We start from the raw sequence: 18,799 nt of genomic DNA, 5'->3' as shown, positions 1-18,799 counted from the left end.
TGAGAGTGCGAGGAGTTTAGAAACCTGACAGGTACTTAGCGATAACCCGCATTCGTTACCCCCAAGTAGGTACAGGTCAGAAACTCGCTCGAGGGTTAAGGGCGGCTGGATCATACCCAGGCGCTTGGCGGCGCGGCCAAAGTTCTGCTCCTCAGCCACAGCGAGGAACAGCCATAGGTGCCGAATCAGGCGAAAGTTGATCAAGGTTATTCCATAGGTTCGGCGTATGTTAAACATCCTTTATTAGTAATATACCTATGAGCTGACCTGTCCGACACTCAGAACCTCCTTCACCAGAGAGGTTCACCCATGAGCCAAGACACCGTTCTAGAACGGTTGGAGGCACTGGACACCAATACCGTGTCCGACGCCCTCGACTTCCTCGGCCTGCCTGGCGCGACGTTCGGGCTGCGTCCACTGTGGAACTGCCCCAAAGTGGTCGGCCGAGCCAGCACCGTACAGCTGGCCGCCAAGACCGACCGCGCACCTACCGTTCATTTGATCACCCCGGTGATCGAAGCTATCGAAAGTGAAGACCGGGTGCTGGTAATCGCCGGCGGTATCGAGGGAATCTCCTGCTGGGGCGACATCCTGGCCAACGCCGCCGTTGCCAAAAACGTACGCGGCAGCATCATCGACGGTTGCAGCCGCGACATCGACGGCAGTGCCGAAATCGGCTACCCGGTCTATGGCCGCGGTGTGACCATGATCAGCGCGCGCAACCGCGTGGTTCAGGTCGACGCGGCCTGTCCCGTCCAGATGGCAGGTGTTGCGGTCAACGAAGGCGACTATGTAATCGCCGACAACTGCGGCACGGTCTTCATCCCCCAAGGGCATATCGACAAGACTCGTTTTCAGGGGGTATCAAGTACAGGCGATTCAGGTTTTCCAATGCTGGCTTTTGAGTTCCCCCCGAAGCCACCCGATGGGAAAGGCTTTCAGCCCGATTTGCAGCAAGCGTTCCGTACCGAGACACCGCTTCGGACAACGCATACAGCCCGTCACCCCGCTGCGTACCATGAAACGCAAGCCCAAGCCTGGCCTTCCCAGGCTGTTTGATCGGCCAAAGTATCGACAGCGCAATATCATCGAACGGATGTTTGGTTGGTTGAAGGTGAACCGCCGTATCGCAACACGCTTCGACAAGCTCGCGAAAAGCTTTGCGGCGATGGTCTCGCTGAACTGAGTTGACGTTGTCATCGCCCGGAGGGGCGTCTCGACTACACGAAGGTTGCCGACTGTTCAGTCGTCCCCCTGCCGGCGCGCAGGTGATGATTTCTCCGCTCAACGCCTCCACGCAGACCCCACGCGATCTATGAAGGTAGAAACGGCATTGACCGTATGGCTCGAATGGCCATAAAGTAAGGATGTCTTACTAATCACCGATTGAGAAGACTTCAGCGAAATATGGTTTCAGCCGACCTCGAACCGCAGACCTTTTGAAAGGGACAAAAATAAAATGCCAGAGACTTTCTATCCTGTTGCATCCTTCGGTGGCGTCACCAAGCAATCAGTCCGCTTCGAAGCAGACGTCTTTGAATGTGAGGTCATCGGAGAAATCCCCAGGGAGCTAAACGGAGCCCTCTATCGCGTGGGTGGCGACCGGGAGTTCCCCAGTCTGAAGGATGACAACATCATCAACGGCGATGGCCTCTTGTCGATGTTTCGGTTCGAAGATGGCCACGTCTCTTTCAAGATGCGATACGTCAAGACTGAGAGACTTCTGAAGGAGCGGGAAGCTCGTCGTCGCCTCTATGGTAACTATCGCAACAAATTCACAGACGACCCTTCCGTCCAGGGTACCAATCGCAACAATACCGCCAATACATTCGCCTTCACCCACCACCAACGTCTGTTTGCTCTACGTGAGGACTCCCATCCGTACCAAATAAATCCGATCACGCTGGATACGCTTCCGGTTGAGCACTTTGCTGGCGACCTGAAAAGCAAAAGCGTGTCGGCACACCCAAAGATTGATCCGGTCACTGGCGAGTGGTGGTCGATTGGCCTCTTTGCAAATGGCGAGCCGACCACTGACATGTCGCTTCACGTGTTCGATAAAAATGGTGTGTTGATACGAGAAGAGTTTTTCAAAACGCCCTATCCGGGGGTCGCCCACGACTGGGTAGTGACTCGCGATCACGTGATTTTCCCCGTTATGCCGCTCACCGCGGATATCAAGCGCATCGAAGCAGGGGGGCCCTTCTATGCGTGGGATCCGAGCCTCCCGTCGATGTGGGGTATTATGCCTCGCGACGGTAAGGTGTCCGACATCCGTTGGTTTAAGCTCCCTAATGTCATGATGAGCCACATCATGAATGGCTTCACTGAGGGTAATGTCGTTCACATCGATGCCGCTATAAGTCCAGGAAATGTCTTTTGCTTCTTCCCTAACGTCGACGGCACCTGGAGCGATCCACGTGAAGCTACTACCACCATCACGCGTTTATCTTTTGACTTGAGCAAACCAGATGACCAAGCGATCACGCTGAGTCCCGTGGATGGCGCTTTTGGTGACATGCCTAGACTCGACGAACGTTTCTCGATGTCGAAGTACAACTTTGGCTACTTCGGCTATCGCAATCCGCCTCACTTCGGCATTGGTCAGGTGGACTGGAATACCAAAGAGGTAAAAATCCACAACATGTCGGACTCCACAAGCCAAGAACCGTTGTTCGTCCCGCGGCACAAGGATGCTCCCGAAGGGGATGGATTTCTCCTCACCGTGGTCAACCGCCCAAAAGAAAACCGCGCCGATCTGGTGATTCTGGATGGGCGGGACGTTTCGCAACCGCCTCTGGCAACCGTTAAACTACCTTTTAACATGCCATACCAGTTCCACGGATGCTTTATCCCGGAAGATGAACTCAAGAACTATGAGCCTTAATGGCAAGCGAGTTACCAGTCCCGTAAATTGACGGATCACGCTTATCGCGGACCTGAGTTCAAGCTTGACCTGCGCCCCCATGGAACGCAGGTCAAGTCTCCCCTTCTCGCGCCGGCCGCATCGCGCGGACCTGTACAAAAGTGCCGCGCCAGGCAACGTAACATGCAGCCAGTCATACGATGACCTCGTAATGCCTGACTGCAGCCCCCTTCATGCCCCTACTCAGTGGCGCTTTCGGCTAGGCCGAGGCTTTTCTGCTCAGCGTTACATTGATATCCAGAACCAGTTACTCGCTTGAGAGCATCAAAAACCGCATCACGCCGATCAAGGGAAGGCCCATGGTCTTTGGGTTTCGGCGTATTTGTTCCCGAAGTTCAAGGCAGCCAAGCCTCAAAAAACGTCAGCAGTCAAAAATTTCCCTTGATAAATGATCTGGATCATTTATGATCCAGATCATTATCTACGCAGCAACGGTGCATGGCGAAATGGAACTATCAACCGGACTCCGAGAGCGCAATAAAACGGCCAAGCGATCAGCCATCATGGCTGCGGCTCGTAAGGCATTCGCAGAAATAGGGTTTGAAATGGCGAGGCTTCGGGATATAGCAGCTTCGGCCGGGGTGGCAACGGGAACCGTGTTTCTCTATGCGAAGACTAAAGAAGAACTCCTGCTACTGGTATTCGAAGAGGAGCTCGAGCCGCTCATTAATGCTGGATTTGAAACGTTGCCAAGCGATGGTTTGCAGAGACAGTTACGCACTATCTTCGACGTAGTGGCAGACCACCATGAACAAAACTTTTCGCTCTGCCGCCACTTTCTGAAAGAGATCCTTTACCTGGACGGCGCCTGCCGAGTCGAGCTCAAGCGGTTTATTCGCAGTTGGATTGAGCGCATCGCAAAGTTAATCGATGAAGCCAAGACAAAAGGAGAAATATCAGATCACGTTAATGCAGACCATTTGGCGGAACTGGTGCTCGGCATTTTCATGCTGGTCATGCGTGACTGGCTAAACGGAAACCTTGCTCGGCAGGAAATGAACTCAAAATACGACTCATTCATCCATATGTTGTTTTCCGGTCTTGAGCCAGGTGGCTTTACGGTCGGCAGCAACCCAAAACAAGTATAAAACAGGGGTCATTATGACAGCACGAACTGGGGCAGAACTTTTAAAAGGCATGAAATGCGAGCGCGAGGTTTGGATGGGGGACCAGCGCGTTGAAGATGTCACGGAACATCCTCAACTCAGTGCTACAGCTCACGTTTTGGCCGATATCTATGACCTCCAGCATGAAGCAGCGGAGGATTGTCTTACGGTTGACCCTGAAACCGGAGAAATGATCAACATAACCCATGTCATTCCTCGCTCGAAAGAGGATCTGCAGAATCGCCATCGCTGCATACAACGCGTCGCCGAGAAAACTGTCGGTGTATTGGGAAGAACACCGTGCTACAAAAATGTCACCGTTGCTGGGTTTGCAGGTGATTACGTTGAATGGGCGAAGAATGGTAACGAAGCGGGTGCAGAACGGCTGGTGGAATATCAAAAGCACCTGCGACGTAATGATTTGTTGCTGACACACGCGCTGCTGAATGCCACGGCCGACAAATCACAGCATCCTAACAGCGGCGACAACGCCCAAGTCTGTCTGCAGAAGGTCGAGGACACTGAGCAGGGAATCCTGGTCCGGGGAGCACGAGTGCTGGCCACGCTTGCACCTTTTGCAGACGAACTCCTTGTCTATTCTCCCACCCCGGTTTCAGAGGATGGCCAGCGATTCGCACTCTCCTTCGCTATCCCTATCAATACGCCGGGGCTGAAGTTCTTCTGCCGCGACAGCTATACAACTGCAAACAATATCTTTGATCAGCCGTTTTCAGCTCGCTTTGATGAGCAGGACGCCTTTGTTGTGTTTGACAACGTAGAAGTGCCCAGGGAGCGGATTTTTATCGACGGGAACGTCTCTGTACACAACCAGGTCACCCGGCGCACATGGGCGGCAAACGTTTTTCAACAGACCTTTATTCGAGCCCAGACGAAGCTTGAGTTTGCTTGGGGGATCGCCACTGCTATGGCCGAAGCGGTTGGCGATAGCTCGCCCCGCACTGCGCAATTATTGGGGGAAATCTGGAGCTACGCATCGCTGACTCGGGCCGCCTTGGTCGCGGCGGAAGAACAAGCCATGGACTATGGCAACGGATTGGTACTACCGAATCGAGAGTTGCTCCAACCTTTGCAGGCAATGATGCCGATCTGGATGCCGCGAGTGAGTGAGATTATTCGCCAGGTGGGTTCGCACCACCTGTTGACCACTCCTACCTTGTCGATGCTGGAAAATTCGGAACTCCGGCCGGTGCTGAACAAGTATCTGCGGGGAGCAGGTGATGTGGATGTGGAGCTGCGTACCCGCTTGTGTCGTTTGGCATGGGACTTCGCTGGATCAGCCCTGGCAAGCCGCGGCGATCTCTACGAGCGATTCTATTTAGGTTCCTCGCCACGCGCTTTCGAAGTTAGCCAACGCGTTGCGAATAAAGAGAGAGCCCGTGCTCTGGTCGCTCGTTTCTTGAGCGAACCCGTGCCTCGCAAACCAGGGCTCCTCTGAAAATCCCTTTTTCACGAAATTGCAGGCCCACAAGTGACCTGGTTATTGACCCGCATTTTTCATGTGCGGGTTTTCCAGACCCTCTTCGGGCGACGAAAAAATCAGTGGTTGAGCGTCTGCTCAAAAAACAATAACGGAGGGGGCCATGCAGCCGGAAATATTTAAGGAAGGAATGCGGCGGCTCGCCGCAAGTGTCTGCATTATCACAACCCAAGACCTGATGGGTGTACGGTATGGAATTACCGCGACTGCCGTTTGCTCGGTAACCGCCGATCCTCCTATGCTGTTGTGCTGTATGAATCGCAGCAATGGATCTTACGATTCATTTTTGAAAAGTGGGCGGTTTGCGGTCAACCTGTTAGGGACGCGCGACAATTCAATCGCCACCCGTTTTGCTGGCCGATTGAGTGCCGATGAGCGCTTTCAGGACGGAGACTGGGGGGAATTAGCCACTGGAGCACCGGTACTTTTGACGGCAGAAGCTTGTTTCGACTGCGAGACGGCGCAGGTCATTGATGTCGGTACGCACACTATATTTCTTGGCAGTATTAAAGAGATTTTGTTGTCGCAAGAGCGATCGGAATGCCTACTGTACGGAGACGGGCAGTACGGTCGTTTTAATATTGCAAAATCCGCGTGAAATAGGTGTTCTATACGCCCGATCTGGTTAAATCAGGCCAGCGGGCGCTCCATCGTTGTCTAGAGCAGCCTATACGTTCTCATGAGTATGGGCTCGGGATTGCTGGTGCAGCGCGTAGCGACGAACATATCAGGGGCGGAACTGATGATCATTCAATGAAAGTGGAACTACGGATACAGCTGACCGGCCAGGTGGGGATTCGCGATACATCTTCCAGCGGTTCAATAGGTGCCTTGACCTTATCCGCGTGCGCCACCACAAGTTGGCAAAGTAATTCGATCAGTGTGCATTTTTCCTCCTCGCTCATTCCTGATAGCCATTCAAATTCTATCGCTCGGAGTCGAGGCTCAATTGTACGAAGCACATCCCCTCCTAACGTGCTAGCGCGATAGCATTTCCGAGAAAAACGAGCCGTCTGCCCCCTTTCAATCATCGCTTTATCGGCCAAGATATTTGCGACCAGAGTGATATTGGACGTCTCGTAACCCAAAAATCGCCTTGCTTGTGATTCGCTGATGCCTGGATGACAGAAAACGATGTACAGCACTGCGTACTGGCGCAGGGTCAGCCCAAACAGCCCGGTTTCACCTGATAACCTTGACTCGATGGACTGCAGGCAGCGGTGGGCAAGCCAGGTTGGCCGGTTGTGCACCCAAGATAGAGGCTCGGAGGTCGGCGCTTGGGGGGCCAACTTATTCAACAGGAAAGAGAGCTGCTCCCACTGCCTCTCTGAAAGAGGAGCCATTAGAGCGCGTTCAGCGTTCTCTAGACTCTCGTGTCCCGCATGTAAGAACTCCTTCCCTTTCTCTGTTAGCGAGACAAGCTTTCTGCGCCTGTCATCCTCATCTACCGCGCGCGCTATCAATTGATGTTTTAAAAGGTTCGCAACGACCAAGCTGATAGTTGACTTGTCCGCTCCCATCAGCCTTGCCAACTCGACCTGCATCATGGGGCCGCGTGACTGTAGAACAGCCAACGAGTGGAACTGGGTAGGTGTGCTACGCTGCCCGTGATGAAGGGCAAACAACGCAGCGGTAACCTGATCCAGCCGCTGCACGAGAAATGGGATTCGCGCGTAAAGGTGGCCGAGAGCCTCCAGGTTCGGATCCACGTGTTTCTGATTTGTCATGCTTGAAAGAGCCAAGGTAAAGGGTTCATTACGGAGGTCAAGCTAATCGCTGATCATAGCGTAACGTAAGCGGCCGAGGTGAATCTTGTCGATCTCACTCTGAAACGATCTGGAGCCCGCCTCTATATAATGCTACCTTATAGAAATCATTCTTATAGCGTTAACGGCAACCCTATGAACATATCCGTTGAGTCCGAAACAACCGTCAAAGCCAAACACCCGTCCACGCAAACCACCATGTACATAATGGCCCAGGCCTTCCATGCCTTGCGAGCGTTGTGGATCGAGCCCGCCCTTAAAGAAAAAAACATCACGTCGCTGCAGTTCACCCTGCTGGCAGTGGTTGCTCGCCATTCAGGCCTGTCGTCAGCTGATTTATCTCGGCGTTTCTACGTCACCCCTCAAACGATGGGGCAGGTGCTGACAGCACTAGAGTCCCGCGGTTTGCTCATACGCGCAGAGAACCCGGAAAACCGTCGACTGTTGTCCATGAGCCTGACAGCAGAAGGCCACGCACTCGTCGAATCGTGCCAAGCTGACATGCAATTGATCGAAGAACAGGTGTTCGGCGGCTTGAGTGAGAAGGAGTTGGAGAAGTTTCGCGGCACCTTGCACAAGGTGATTGGCAAGATCCGCGAAAGGTAGGAGCCGCGCAGCGATCAGCCCACTCTGCCTGACAACAGCTGGGGTCAATCTACCTTGAAACAGTTGGTCCGATTAAAGCCGGGGGCTCTGCCCCCACGATACAGAGTGATCAAATCATTGCGGGGATGCCCCCGGCGAAGCTGACGAAGATCGCTAAATAACAACCTCTTGACCGGACTCAACCGCGGCACGCAGCCAAAGCAGTACCGAAGCAATTTTCTGCGTGCATTCTACTGGCTTGCGCAGACACTCGAACATCAACCCCGTAAAGCAGATTTCGAAAAAGTGAATCGTCGTTGAGATGTTAAAATCAGCCATCAACTGGCTATTTTCAACAGCATTATCCAACATGATTTCGAGCTGCCTGGCCAATCGATACTGGGCTTCTCCTAGCCGTTTCGAGATCATGCGGTCTTCACGCGCAAGCTTGCTTTTATGCAACAGCACTTCACACAACTGACGTGATCGAGGATCGCTGAGTGTCGCCTCTACTGCTGCTTGCAACTGGCCAATACCACTTTCCAAATCCAAGCCTGCACAATTCAGATCCTCAACTGGCAATCGTCGCTCATCAAGCAGTGCACCGAGCAGTGCGGCCCGTCCTTTGAAGTGCCAGTAGATGGCACCGCGACTCATTCCTGCCCTGCTTGCCACCCTCTCCATGGTGGCAAATGCGCATCCTGACTCGGCAAATACATCCAGAGCTGCATCCAGGAGCGCTTGCCGGGTAATCGCACTGTCTGCGGCACATCGTTTACCCATCGCAAACTTTCCCTATTCTCCAGCAAAGCGAAGAAGCTAATTAAGGCGCTACAAGCCGCTGGTTCAACCTGCAGCGCAGTACGTTAAAGCACTTTGAAATAGTGAATTCGGTTGGACCCAGGTGTTTTCTCGGCAACCCCTACGAACACATGGCGATCCAGCCAGTCATGCGGGCCTGCCGGCACATCGAATTTGGGCGAAACTCGCATATAGTATTCGTCGTGATCGACCGGTTCCTGGCGCATCAGCCGCGCCAGTACTTCAGGGCTGGACCACCGGTATCCTCGGTTCTGCATATAGATCAGGGTTCCGTCGTCAGCCTCGAGCAAATAGCGAGCATCGAAGTCGATGACCCCATTGGGCCTTACCAGCGGCCAGTCGCCCCCGCTGAAGGGGACGACTGTCCCGCGGATGCTCGGCCCCTCGAAGGTTCCTGACTCCACGTACACCGCTGCTCGCTCTGCGCCCATATTGCCTGGCCGCAGATAGCGGCCCTTGCTCAGATTGATACTGACGGTGAAAGCAAACTCGAAGCGGGGTTCAAATGGATGCGGGGGCAATACTTGCTCGCTCATATCGATCTCTCTCGTTATTGTCATGATGACTGCGTTCAGACACTCAGATTTTCAACCCGGCAGACATCCGCATCGACCTTGCGCCGCACTTTGCTCGTATCTTCCGCGGCAGATTGAGGTGACGGTACGCGGGTCTGCAACAGAAAATGCGACAGCGCCGGAATCAGGATCAGTGCCCCGAACATGTTCCAGACGAACATGAAGGTCAGCAGAATACCCATGTCAGCCTGGAACTTGATCGGTGACCAGATCCACGTCACCACACCTGCCGCCATGGTCACACCGATCAGGCCCACCACCTTGCCAGTGAAACCAAGCGCCTGGCGATAGGCCTGGTTCAAAGGCACACCGCGACGCTGAAGCACCAGTTGCACACACAACAGGTACAACGCATAGTCGACGCCGATGCCCACTCCAAGAGCAATAACCGGCAAGGTCGCCACTTTGACGCCAATGCCCAGCCACACCATCAGGGCCTCACACAGAATCGCCGTCAATATCAACGGGATGATCGCCACCAGTACTGCGCGCCAACTGCGGAACGTGATCAGGCAAAGCACCGTGATAGCACCGAAGACGTAGAAGAGCATCGTGTGGTTGGCCTGCTCGACCACAATGTTGGTCACGGCCGCTATCCCGGCACTGCCGGCGGCCAGAAGGAACTGCCGCTCAGGGGTGGAATTCTCGTCGGCAAAAGCCTGGGCGGCAGCCACCACGGCCTTCAAGGTTTCGGCTTTGTGGTCCTTGAGGTAGGCGATCACCGGCAACAGGGTGCAAATGCGGTCTGCAGCCCCTGGGTTGTCTGTCATGGCCTGAAAGGACGCCACGCCGGTCAGTGCGGGGTCACGCGAGATCGTCAGCCACTTGGGACTGCCTTCGTTAAGGCCGGCAATCATGTTGCGCACGTTATCCGACAAGGCGCTCGCCTGCAGAACCCCGGGTAACTCCTGTAGCATCACGGTGAAACGTTCGACCTCCTTGAGCGTCTCACTTGTGGAGCAAGCGTCTGCTGGCGTCTTGACCATGACGACAAACTGATCGCTCGACAATCGATAATGATCGTTTATGAAATTGATATCCTGGTTGTAGCGCGCCTGAGGCCAAAGCTCGGGAGCACCAGGATCCAGGTCACCGATGGCCAGGTGGCTGCGAACTCCGTACCCTACCACCGCCAGCACGAGAGCCACCGACAATGCCGCCACCGCATGTCGGCGCTCGGTAAACCGTGCCAGGCCGTCCAGCACTCGTCCCAGTCCCCTGCCGGCGTCTTCGTTTTTCTCGATGCACAATGCCCGAGCTGCCGCGGTGCGGCTTACGCCTGTGTATGAGAGCACCACCGGCAACAGCAGCAAATTGGTAAAAATCAGCGTCGCCATGCCAATACTGGCGGTCAGGGCCAACTCCTTGATTACCGGAATATCGATAATCATCAATACCGCAAACCCCACCGCGTCGCCGAGAATGGCAGTGAGTCCCGCCAGAAATAGCCGGCGGAAAGTAAAACGTGCCGCGACATAGGCCGGAGTTCCGCGGGCAACATCCTGCATGATGCCGTTCATCTTCTGTGCGCCATGGCTGACGCCGATAGCGAAGATCAAAAAGGGCACCAGCACCGAGTACGGGTCCAACTCAAAGCCCAGACTGGTCACGATGCCGAGTTGCCAGAGCACTGCGACCAAGGAGGCGACCACCACCAACACAGTGCTTCGCACACAGCGGGTGTAGGCGTAAAGAAACAAGGCAGCAATGGCGATCGAGATCAGAAAATAGTTGACGATGTTAGCCAGCCCATCGATCAGATCACCCACCAGCTTGGCATAACCGATGATATGCACGTCGACGTTACCGCCCTTGCCTACCGTCGAGTACTGCTGCCGAATAGCCTCGAGATTGGCGGCAAAAGTGCTGTAGTCCAGACGCACACCGGTTTCGGGGTCCCGGTCCTGCATGGGCACAACCAACATAATCGACTTCATGTCGGTGGCCACCAAGCTGCCCAGAATGCCCGCCTTGTGAATATTGGCGTTCAATTGCTCAAGGCTCTTGCTGGAACCGTCGTAGGTTTCCGGCATGACCGGCCCACCCTCGAAGCCATCCTCGTTGACCGCGGTCCAACGCACCGCGGCCATCCAGATCGAGCTCATCCACGCTCTGTCCACCCCGGGCGTGAGAAACAGTGCCTGATTGATCTTGAAGCTGGCATCGAGAAAGCCAGGATCGAGTATCGAACCCTGGGTGTTTTCCACTACAACTCGCACCGAGTTGCCAAGGCCGACCAACTTGTCCTGGTTGGCGAAATAGTTCTGCACATAGGGGTGATTTTGAGGAATGACCTTGTCAAATCCCGCATTCACTACCAGGCGGGTTGCCTGCCAACCCAGCGCCAGTGTGGCGAACAGACAGAGCAGGATGAACAGCAGCCGATGGTTGAACAACGCGCGTTCCATCAGATTGCCCGAACGCCGGTCAAAGTCGTGCAGCGTGACAGGTGCGCCAGACAGGCCATTTTGATTCATGTCGATAGCCATAGTGCCCCCTGATAAATTACTTGATCGTTTCGACGCGGACACCGTAGGGGCCCACCGCTATCACTGAACGGCCCGGCCCCGCGGCGATGCCAAAATAGGGCATCGATCGTGTAGGGGTCATTGGGGCGAAGGTGTTCTCTGCAGGATCACTGACCATGAGCTGGCCGCTCTGGGAGGCCAACACCAAAGAGCCGTCTGCCAGGGTCGCGCTACCGGTAATGGATGCGTCTGCTCCTGTCTCGATACGTTGCCAGTGATCGCCGCGATCATGGCTGGCAAACGCGTTGCCCCGCAGTCCGTAGGCGATCAATGTATTGCCGTTGGCCGAGAGCCCGAAAAAGGTGCCGCGATAGGGCGTGGGTAAAGGTTCGAAGGTGTTACGTGCCTGATTCCAGCGTCGTAGCAGCCCGCGCTCGCCCGCCAGATACAGGTCGGCCCCCGATCGCGCCAGGCCATAAAGATGCATGCCCTCCGGGTTGGCCGTACGCTCAAGCAACGGTATCCAGGTCTGACCGCCGTCGTGAGTCATCAGAGCGAGATTGAACGCACCCACCACCAGGCCATTGCGAGCGTCGCTGAACGACACATCGAGCCAAGGCATGTTGGGACCGTCCGTAACCATGCGATTGACGCTGTCCATGACGCTCGCATCCACCTCGCCCCTGCTGACTCGCGGCTCATAATATTCGGTGAGCAACTTTCCAAGGTGTCGGCCGTCGAGTTGCTTGGACCAGCTCTGCCCCCCGTCCTGACTGTGCAGGATGACCCCGTCATGACCCACAGCCCAACCATTGAGTGCATCGGGAAAGTTGACAGCTACCAGGTCCGAACTGACTGGCACAGGTACCTGCTGCCAGTGTTTACCTGCGGCGTCGCCCAACAAAATCCGCCCCCATGGGCCTACAGCCACCAGCCCCTGCGGAGTGCGAGCGACCGCTGTCAAGCGATTCACCGATGACTTGTCACTGACCCGTGCCGGGATATCCTGTGAGTCGGCCATGGCAGGGGACCCATTGACAACAAACAGCATAAGAACCAGTAGTTGGGCAACTCTTTCGATCAGCATAATCTTTCACCTTGTTATTCTTGTACTGGTGAAGGGTGCGCAACCTCGTTGCGATTGCACACGCCTCCTTACGTCAAGGATTGAGAATGAATCGATTCAGCGAGTTCGAGGTCATCTGATTTTCCGAGTGAGGCTCAACCGGGCGATTGCCGTTGACCCCCAAGGCGTTGTACACGTAAATGCCAGTGCTGAAATCGAACGACATCGCAGTGCCTTGTGCCGGGGCCTTGATATCGTAGGACGCGGCAATGCCGACTGGGGTCATGTGATAAAGCTTGCCAGCGGAATCACGACCTTCATGGATGCCACCATACCAAGCGTCCTCTTCCACATAGATGTCGCGCTCTGCGAACACATGGCGCTGCCCAGATTTCAATGTGCCCTTGATATGCCACACGCGGCGCAGCTCCCAACGCATGCAATTGGGGTTGGGGAAGTTGGCCTGCAGCAATTCTTTGCTGGCATGGCAAGGTGAATTGGTGTCGGCGTACATCAGTTTGTAATTGTTGTAGGGGATGTACATTTCCTGCTTACCGACCAGCTTGAAGTCGAAGCGATCGAAATTGCCGTCGTAAAGGTAAGCCTCGTCGTACAGCACGGCTCCACCCAACGCCGCGATGGGCGTATCTGCAGCCAAGTCAGGGGAAAGGCGGACGCGCCGGGTACCCGGGCTGTAAGTCCAGGCTTGGCGGTCCAGATCGCTGTACATGTCCCACCAATAGGTGGCTTGACCACGAAGCCGCGCGGGCCCCGTGTATTCAGTTCGGGTATAGCCGCGCCAGTTCGGCTTGCGGTCTGAATAAAAACCCGAAGCTTCCTGTCGGTTGGTCACACTGGGGCTGACCACTTCGCCAGAAGGTTTTACGTAATTGGCAGTCCACTGATATTCGATCGCCTTGCCATAATAGCGCGCGAATAGGTTCCAAATCGCTTCCTGACCCGTCTTGGGAATCGGGAATGGAATACCGCCATAGCAGACCGCAGGATCGGCTATCCCTCCCTTTTCATTGAGCGTACAACGGCTTGCGTTGGCCTGACTGTTCTCCAGCACAGCTTGTGGATAGGCTGCGGTACGCCGAGTGGGGTACACGTCGATACGAAACGTTGGGTATCTGCGCATCAACTCCTGAGTGCCCGGCGAAAGCTTATCCGGATGCTTGTCCATGTTTTTGGAATCGATGGTGTACAGCGGTTTGTCGTTCGGGAACGGGTCGGTGCGCCAGCCCGGCCTGGCAGGATCATAAGTTGCGGGTGGCGTTGTCAGGCCGCCGGTATAAGGCGGGATACTGCCATCGGCATTGCCCGCCTTTTCAGCTCCCCAAGGGGTGAGCTTGTTGCCTAGCTCGGCGATTTCCGCAGCGCTGGGAACTGCCAATGCATGACCGACCAGTGTGAAGGTCGCGAGCACGGTGGTGAGCATCGAGTGTGTCGTTTTCATTCTGCAATCTCCTGTCAATGCTTGATTGTTTTTATTCAGTACGTACAGGTCGCCGGCTGGGCGATCAGAAAATTGAGGTCTGATAGGTGAACACAATGCGGCCTCGATCCTGCAACGGCAGCCCGTTGGTGGTGTCGATACCCGCGGGGGTGCGCTTGCTGTTGGCCAGGTTGTCGTTGAACGCCAGGGTAAAGTCATGCTTTTGGTTGTAAGAAGCCGTCAGCGAAAGGCCATAGCTTCCAGCCCCCTCGTTGCCACCACTCAGCGTCGCGGCATTACCGTGCAAGCCGATGCTCAGACTGCTGGACGCGGACAGGTCCCACCCTGGTGCGACAGCGGTCCATTGGGGGGTAAACACCAGAAAGGCGGAGGCGAAATCTTTGGTGACACAGCCATAGTCGACATCGTCAGTACCGGCAGTGCGTCGAGCGTCGGTGTCACAGCGGTTGAACAACTGCTCATTGTGGTCGACGCTCATCCAGCGGCTGTAAGCCAATTCGCCCATCAGCAAGGCGGACGACCACAGTGGGTTGCTGCCCAGAAACATCTGTCCGTTGACCAAGGCGTGAAATGTATTACCTGTGGCGCCTTCACCATCAATCAGTGTCGAAGTCGAGTTCAGTGCCGCGTCCTGGCGCACACTCATTTCGAAACCGGTGCTCACGCCTTCGAAACTCTTGGCCAGGCTGATGCCATACAACTTGGTCTTTTCGGCGTAGCGGAAATTGTATTCACCGCCGGCAAAGTCAATGTCTGTCCAGAAGCTGGTTTCGTTGAACTGTCGCGCATACAGGCCAAGCGTCGCGCCACTGAACCATTGCGGGGCATAGCGTACGGCGACACCAAACTGGGGCGCATGGGGCGAGTCGATACCGCCGTTGCGCAATCTGCCAAAGCCGGTGTCCGGCCCCTCCAGGACAAAGTCCAGCGGCGCCATGAACGTACCACCTTCGGGCCAACGGTTGGGGCGCCACTCATAGAAGTACTGGCCCTCTACCGACCACTGCGGGTTCAGTTGCAGTTGGCCCCACAGACTGCCAACCGGCAAGGCGGTTTCCTTGGCCGTGGCACCCGGGTTGGAAAACAGTTTGTTCAGATCCGTCGGTGCCTGGGCGTGGGAGATGCTGTGCGCCGACGAGGCGATGACCTCGCCCCAAAGCACCGCCTGACGCCCTGCCCGCCCGGTGACATCCATGCCGTTGGCGAACGAATGAGCACCCCAGACGTACGCATCAAGGAACTCGGCCGAAGGTCCCTCGCTATAGCGTCTGGCAGTGTCGGACCAGTGATTGTTGGTGTAGTTCGTGACCTCGTCAGGTGGCGAGTTGTTGAAGGCCTGATCGTACCAGGCTGAGCCACTGACCCTTACGCCTACCGTCTGCCGGAAGTCGGCATCCAGCTCGGTCAGCAGATCCAGGCGGTTGGTGTAGATGCCACCCTTGGCGTAGCTGTAGGTGCTGTTGTTGCCGGCGGCCACTACATCATCCTGGCGGCCTTCGGCACGCATGCCCAGGTTGTAACGCAGCGTGCTGCCCAGGCTGAGGTTGTAATCAGGGTTGCCGGTGTCGAAGGTGTAAGCCTGCACACTGGTCGTGCCCGCCAAACTGACCATGCAGGCGCTCGCTGCCTGGACCACGAACCACATGCGCTTGTTACGGTTGAGATAATTCTTCACAACGTCTTCCTCGTTTATTTTTATAAGAACGTCGTTCCGCCAGCAGGTCGTTGTCGACGCTGCACACAATGACAATATTACTTATATAAATGTTCTTTTCAACGAGTAAATGTCAGGAAGCCTTATGTAAGGCAAAAAATAAATGATGGTGACACGCGCAGGCAGCGGTCGACCGCCTCGAATGGGCAGTCAGACCGTGCGTACGGCAGGTTGCGGCAGGATAGTGGGGATCAGCGGGCCAGAGCTTGGGCGCTCACCCAGTTACCGTGAACCTGGCAACGCAAGCGCAGGGGCAACTTGATGCGGGCAATCGGCCCACTCTCGGGGTGTTCGGCTTCCAGCAACAGGATCTCGCTGAGTTGCTGGTCATGCAGGTCCACGACAAATGCCAGGTAGCCTTCATGCCCCGGCTGTCGGGAAGCGATGTGTACATGCTCTTGCACGGTACAGGACGGTCCCGGTGCGAAAGACTTGATCTCGCCCGTATGCAGGTCCAGACGCATAATGGTATTGAACCCCGCCCCAACGGGCCCACTGATCAGTGGTGGGCCGTTTTCCGGGTTGTAACCCTGGTAGTAGCCAATGCGGTAATTGACCATGAAGTCCTTATCCGCAACCCGTGGAAAATCGCCTGGCGGGCCAATCGTAGTCTCTTCGATCATCTCGCCTGGCTTGGATCATCTCGCCACTCTCCTGCAAAAGTGCTTATTGTTATCAGTGGCCACGTACTGACGGCGCGACTTTTTCACCGTCACGCTGCCGGTGGGCCGTGTCGATCAGATAGGCATGAATACTGCTCACTCCCTTGGCATCCAGCACATCAGCAAAAGACGCCATACCACCATTGGCCAGGATGCCGCCGAGCACGATCTGCTCAAACGCGGTGTGCATGCCCAGCGGCATGTTGAACAGGTCCGGGTAATTGGAACGCGTTACGCCGATCCCGCCTCCATGGCAGCGCGCACAATGCAGAGCGAACAAGTTCGCCCCCTGGGCCAGGTCTTCGGCGTTTACTGGCAATCGCGCTGGTAACTCGTTTAACCCCGGTTCTGGGCGTCTCTCGGGCAAAGGCGTGGGAGTGCCGTCGAGCTTGAATGCCAACAATCGACCACGGTTGGAGTTTTCGTAAGCTGCGGCGCCCGGCATCAGTTGGGAGCCGACCAGGCCGCCATAACCTGCCAGGACAGCAATGTATTGTTCACCGTTGATCGAGTAACTCATGGGCGCAGCCATGATGCCGGTGCCAACGTCGATGTCCTTGAGCAGTTGACCATCCGTGGCTCGGTAGGCTCGCAAATGACCATCGGTGGTACCTTGGAACACGAGATTTCCGGCAGTCGCTAAAGTCCCACCATTCCACATGCCACTATTGGGTACCCGCCAAACCTCTTTCTGCTTGAGAGGATCCCAGGCCATCAGGTATTCCTCGAAGCGCGGCTTGGGCTGGTTGGCGGTCAATTGCGCCAAGGCCTGCTGAGGAAGGGCAAAAAAGGGCGTGTAGGTCGATCCCCAATCCATGCTGCCCTTCTGGTAATGCCAGGCTTTTTCGGTGGAGAACACCATGGCTACATCGATCACAGGAATGTAGGCAAGGCCGGTTTGGGGACTGAACGCCATGGGCATCCAGTTGTGACCGCCAAGGGGTGAAGGGTAGATCAGCTTGGCGCTCTTGCTGTAGTCGCCCTGTTCGGTCTTGACCGGACGCCCGGTGGCTAGATCAACATGGTCAGCCCAGGTTGCCGTGACGTACTTCTCGGCCGAGATCAGTTTGCCGTTGCGCCGATCCAGTACGTAGTAGAAGCCGTTCTTCGGTGCCTGCATCAGCACAGGTACGATTTGCGCATCTATCTTCAGTTCTGCCAGCACCATCGGCTGGGTCGCGGTGAAGTCCCAGCTGTCACCCGGCGTAGTCTGGTAGTACCAGACCATACGTCCGGTGTCCGGGTTGATAGCCAAAATTGAAGACAGAAACAGATTGTCGGTCTGCTCCTGACTACGCAGCCAGACTGGATGGGGTGCGCCATTGCCAACACCGATGTACAGCAGGTTAAGTTGTGGGTCGTAGACCATGCTGTCCCAAACAGTGCCGCCGCCACCCGCCTCCCATAGCGTGTCTTTGCTCCAGGTCTTGGCCGCCATCTCCATTTCCGGGCTTTCGTAACCGTTTTTCGGATCGCCCGGCACCGTGAAAAAACGCCAGCGCTGTTCACCGGTCTTCAGGTCGTAGGCTGTGACATAGCCACGCACGCCGAACTCGGCGCCAGCGTTGCCAATTACTACAGTATTGCCAGCGACCTGTGGGGCGCCGGATAGGGTATAGCCACGGCTGCGATCTACGAAAGTATCGACCTTCCAAAGCACCTTGCCAGTTTTTGCGTCGAGGCTGACCAGGTAACCATCTAACTGGCCGACATAGATGCGACCGTCCGCCAAGGCCACCCCACGGTTACTGACATCGCAACAGGTCTTGCGGGCCCAAGCACCATCCAATTGCGGATCAAAACGCCATAGTTCCTTGCCCGTGACAGCGTCGACGGCCTGCACAACACCCCAGGGGCCCGCGGCATACAGCACTCCGTCGGCCATCACTGGTGTCGCCTGCATACCGCGTTGAACCCGACCTCGGCGGACACTGGCGTCGACCTCCCAGGCCAACCCCAGACGTCCGACCGAGCGTTCATCGATTTGCTGCAAAGGTGAGTAGTATTGCTTCCGAAAGCCCCCGCCCTGCGGCCAACTGTCGGCGGCTGGTGCCTGCTCTTCTGCCTGCGCTGGCCCAAGGCCTGTCAGCACCAGCAGGGTTACCACTAGCCGTAAAACATGTTTTCTCGTATAGGTAGGCATTAAACTCAT

15 protein-coding genes and 2 pseudogenes are annotated in these 18,799 nt (G+C 55.8%); 7 read left to right on the top strand and 10 right to left on the bottom strand.

What is annotated here, in order from left to right; translation table 11 throughout:
- Positions 1-93: 93 nt before the first annotated feature.
- Positions 94-204, bottom strand: a pseudogene (locus GUY40_RS14015) (LysR family transcriptional regulator); the annotation flags it as partial.
- A 105-nt stretch (positions 205-309) separates the two neighbouring features.
- On the opposite strand from GUY40_RS14015, the gene GUY40_RS14010 reads away from it, so the two are divergent.
- From GUY40_RS14010 to GUY40_RS13985, 6 genes and pseudogenes are all read left to right on the top strand, one after another.
- A complete protein-coding gene (locus GUY40_RS14010) occupies positions 310-1,059 on the top strand; it encodes an RraA family protein (protein ID WP_256675739.1) in 750 nt (249 codons plus the stop codon).
- Positions 989-1,186 (top strand): annotated as a pseudogene (locus GUY40_RS14005) (transposase); the annotation flags it as partial. The gene GUY40_RS14010 and the pseudogene GUY40_RS14005, both read left to right, overlap by 71 nt.
- A gap of 273 nt (positions 1,187-1,459) precedes the next feature.
- Positions 1,460-2,887, top strand: a complete 1,428-nt coding sequence (locus GUY40_RS14000; RefSeq protein WP_166569540.1) for a carotenoid oxygenase family protein — start codon at positions 1,460-1,462, stop codon at positions 2,885-2,887.
- Between the two features lie 443 nt (positions 2,888-3,330).
- Positions 3,331-4,014 (top strand): TetR/AcrR family transcriptional regulator, encoded by a 684-nt coding sequence (locus GUY40_RS13995; protein WP_166569539.1) that lies wholly within the window; start codon positions 3,331-3,333, stop codon positions 4,012-4,014.
- A gap of 13 nt (positions 4,015-4,027) precedes the next feature.
- On the top strand, positions 4,028-5,488 hold the full coding sequence (locus GUY40_RS13990; protein WP_166569538.1) for a 4-hydroxyphenylacetate 3-hydroxylase family protein: 1,461 nt from the start codon (positions 4,028-4,030) through the stop codon (positions 5,486-5,488).
- Between the two features lie 145 nt (positions 5,489-5,633).
- The gene (locus GUY40_RS13985) at positions 5,634-6,128 is read left to right on the top strand and encodes a flavin reductase family protein (protein WP_166569537.1); all 495 of its coding nucleotides are present in this window, start codon (positions 5,634-5,636) and stop codon (positions 6,126-6,128) included.
- A gap of 148 nt (positions 6,129-6,276) precedes the next feature.
- Here GUY40_RS13985 and GUY40_RS13980 read toward each other — a convergent pair whose 3' ends face one another.
- On the bottom strand, positions 6,277-7,257 hold the full coding sequence (locus GUY40_RS13980; RefSeq protein ID WP_166569536.1) for a MarR family transcriptional regulator: 981 nt from the start codon (positions 7,255-7,257) through the stop codon (positions 6,277-6,279).
- Between the two features lie 174 nt (positions 7,258-7,431).
- Between GUY40_RS13980 and GUY40_RS13975 the strand changes: the two genes are divergently transcribed.
- Positions 7,432-7,902 (top strand): MarR family winged helix-turn-helix transcriptional regulator, encoded by a 471-nt coding sequence (locus GUY40_RS13975; protein WP_166569535.1) that lies wholly within the window; start codon positions 7,432-7,434, stop codon positions 7,900-7,902.
- A 153-nt stretch (positions 7,903-8,055) separates the two neighbouring features.
- On the opposite strand, the gene GUY40_RS13970 is transcribed toward GUY40_RS13975, so the two are convergent.
- The 8 genes from GUY40_RS13970 to GUY40_RS13935 form a co-directional block, all read right to left on the bottom strand.
- Positions 8,056-8,664, bottom strand: coding sequence for a TetR family transcriptional regulator (locus GUY40_RS13970; RefSeq protein ID WP_166569534.1), 609 nt, complete (start codon positions 8,662-8,664; stop codon positions 8,056-8,058).
- A gap of 83 nt (positions 8,665-8,747) precedes the next feature.
- Positions 8,748-9,239 (bottom strand): DUF3237 domain-containing protein, encoded by a 492-nt coding sequence (locus tag GUY40_RS13965; protein ID WP_218585452.1) that lies wholly within the window; start codon positions 9,237-9,239, stop codon positions 8,748-8,750.
- Positions 9,240-9,274: 35 nt separating this feature from the next.
- Positions 9,275-11,767 carry an RND family transporter gene (locus tag GUY40_RS13960; protein WP_166569532.1) on the bottom strand — a complete coding sequence of 831 codons (2,493 nt, stop codon included), beginning with the start codon at positions 11,765-11,767 and terminating at the stop codon, positions 9,275-9,277.
- A 16-nt stretch (positions 11,768-11,783) separates the two neighbouring features.
- Positions 11,784-12,833, bottom strand: a complete 1,050-nt coding sequence (locus GUY40_RS13955) for a YCF48-related protein (RefSeq protein ID WP_166569531.1) — start codon at positions 12,831-12,833, stop codon at positions 11,784-11,786.
- 73 nt (positions 12,834-12,906) lie between these two features.
- On the bottom strand, positions 12,907-14,271 hold the full coding sequence (locus GUY40_RS13950) for a DUF1329 domain-containing protein (protein ID WP_166569530.1): 1,365 nt from the start codon (positions 14,269-14,271) through the stop codon (positions 12,907-12,909).
- 64 nt (positions 14,272-14,335) lie between these two features.
- Positions 14,336-15,946 carry a DUF1302 family protein gene (locus GUY40_RS13945; protein WP_166569529.1) on the bottom strand — a complete coding sequence of 537 codons (1,611 nt, stop codon included), beginning with the start codon at positions 15,944-15,946 and terminating at the stop codon, positions 14,336-14,338.
- Between the two features lie 230 nt (positions 15,947-16,176).
- On the bottom strand, positions 16,177-16,608 hold the full coding sequence (locus tag GUY40_RS13940; RefSeq protein WP_166569528.1) for a carotenoid oxygenase family protein: 432 nt from the start codon (positions 16,606-16,608) through the stop codon (positions 16,177-16,179).
- Between the two features lie 52 nt (positions 16,609-16,660).
- Entirely contained in the window at positions 16,661-18,799 is a 2,139-nt protein-coding gene (locus tag GUY40_RS13935; protein ID WP_166569527.1) for a PQQ-dependent dehydrogenase, methanol/ethanol family, read from the bottom strand.

The sequence above is a fragment of the Pseudomonas sp. R5(2019) genome (assembly GCF_009905435.1).
In the GTDB taxonomy this organism is placed as follows: Bacteria; Pseudomonadota; Gammaproteobacteria; order Pseudomonadales; family Pseudomonadaceae; genus Aquipseudomonas.
This window is presented reverse-complemented; position numbering and strand designations above follow the sequence as displayed.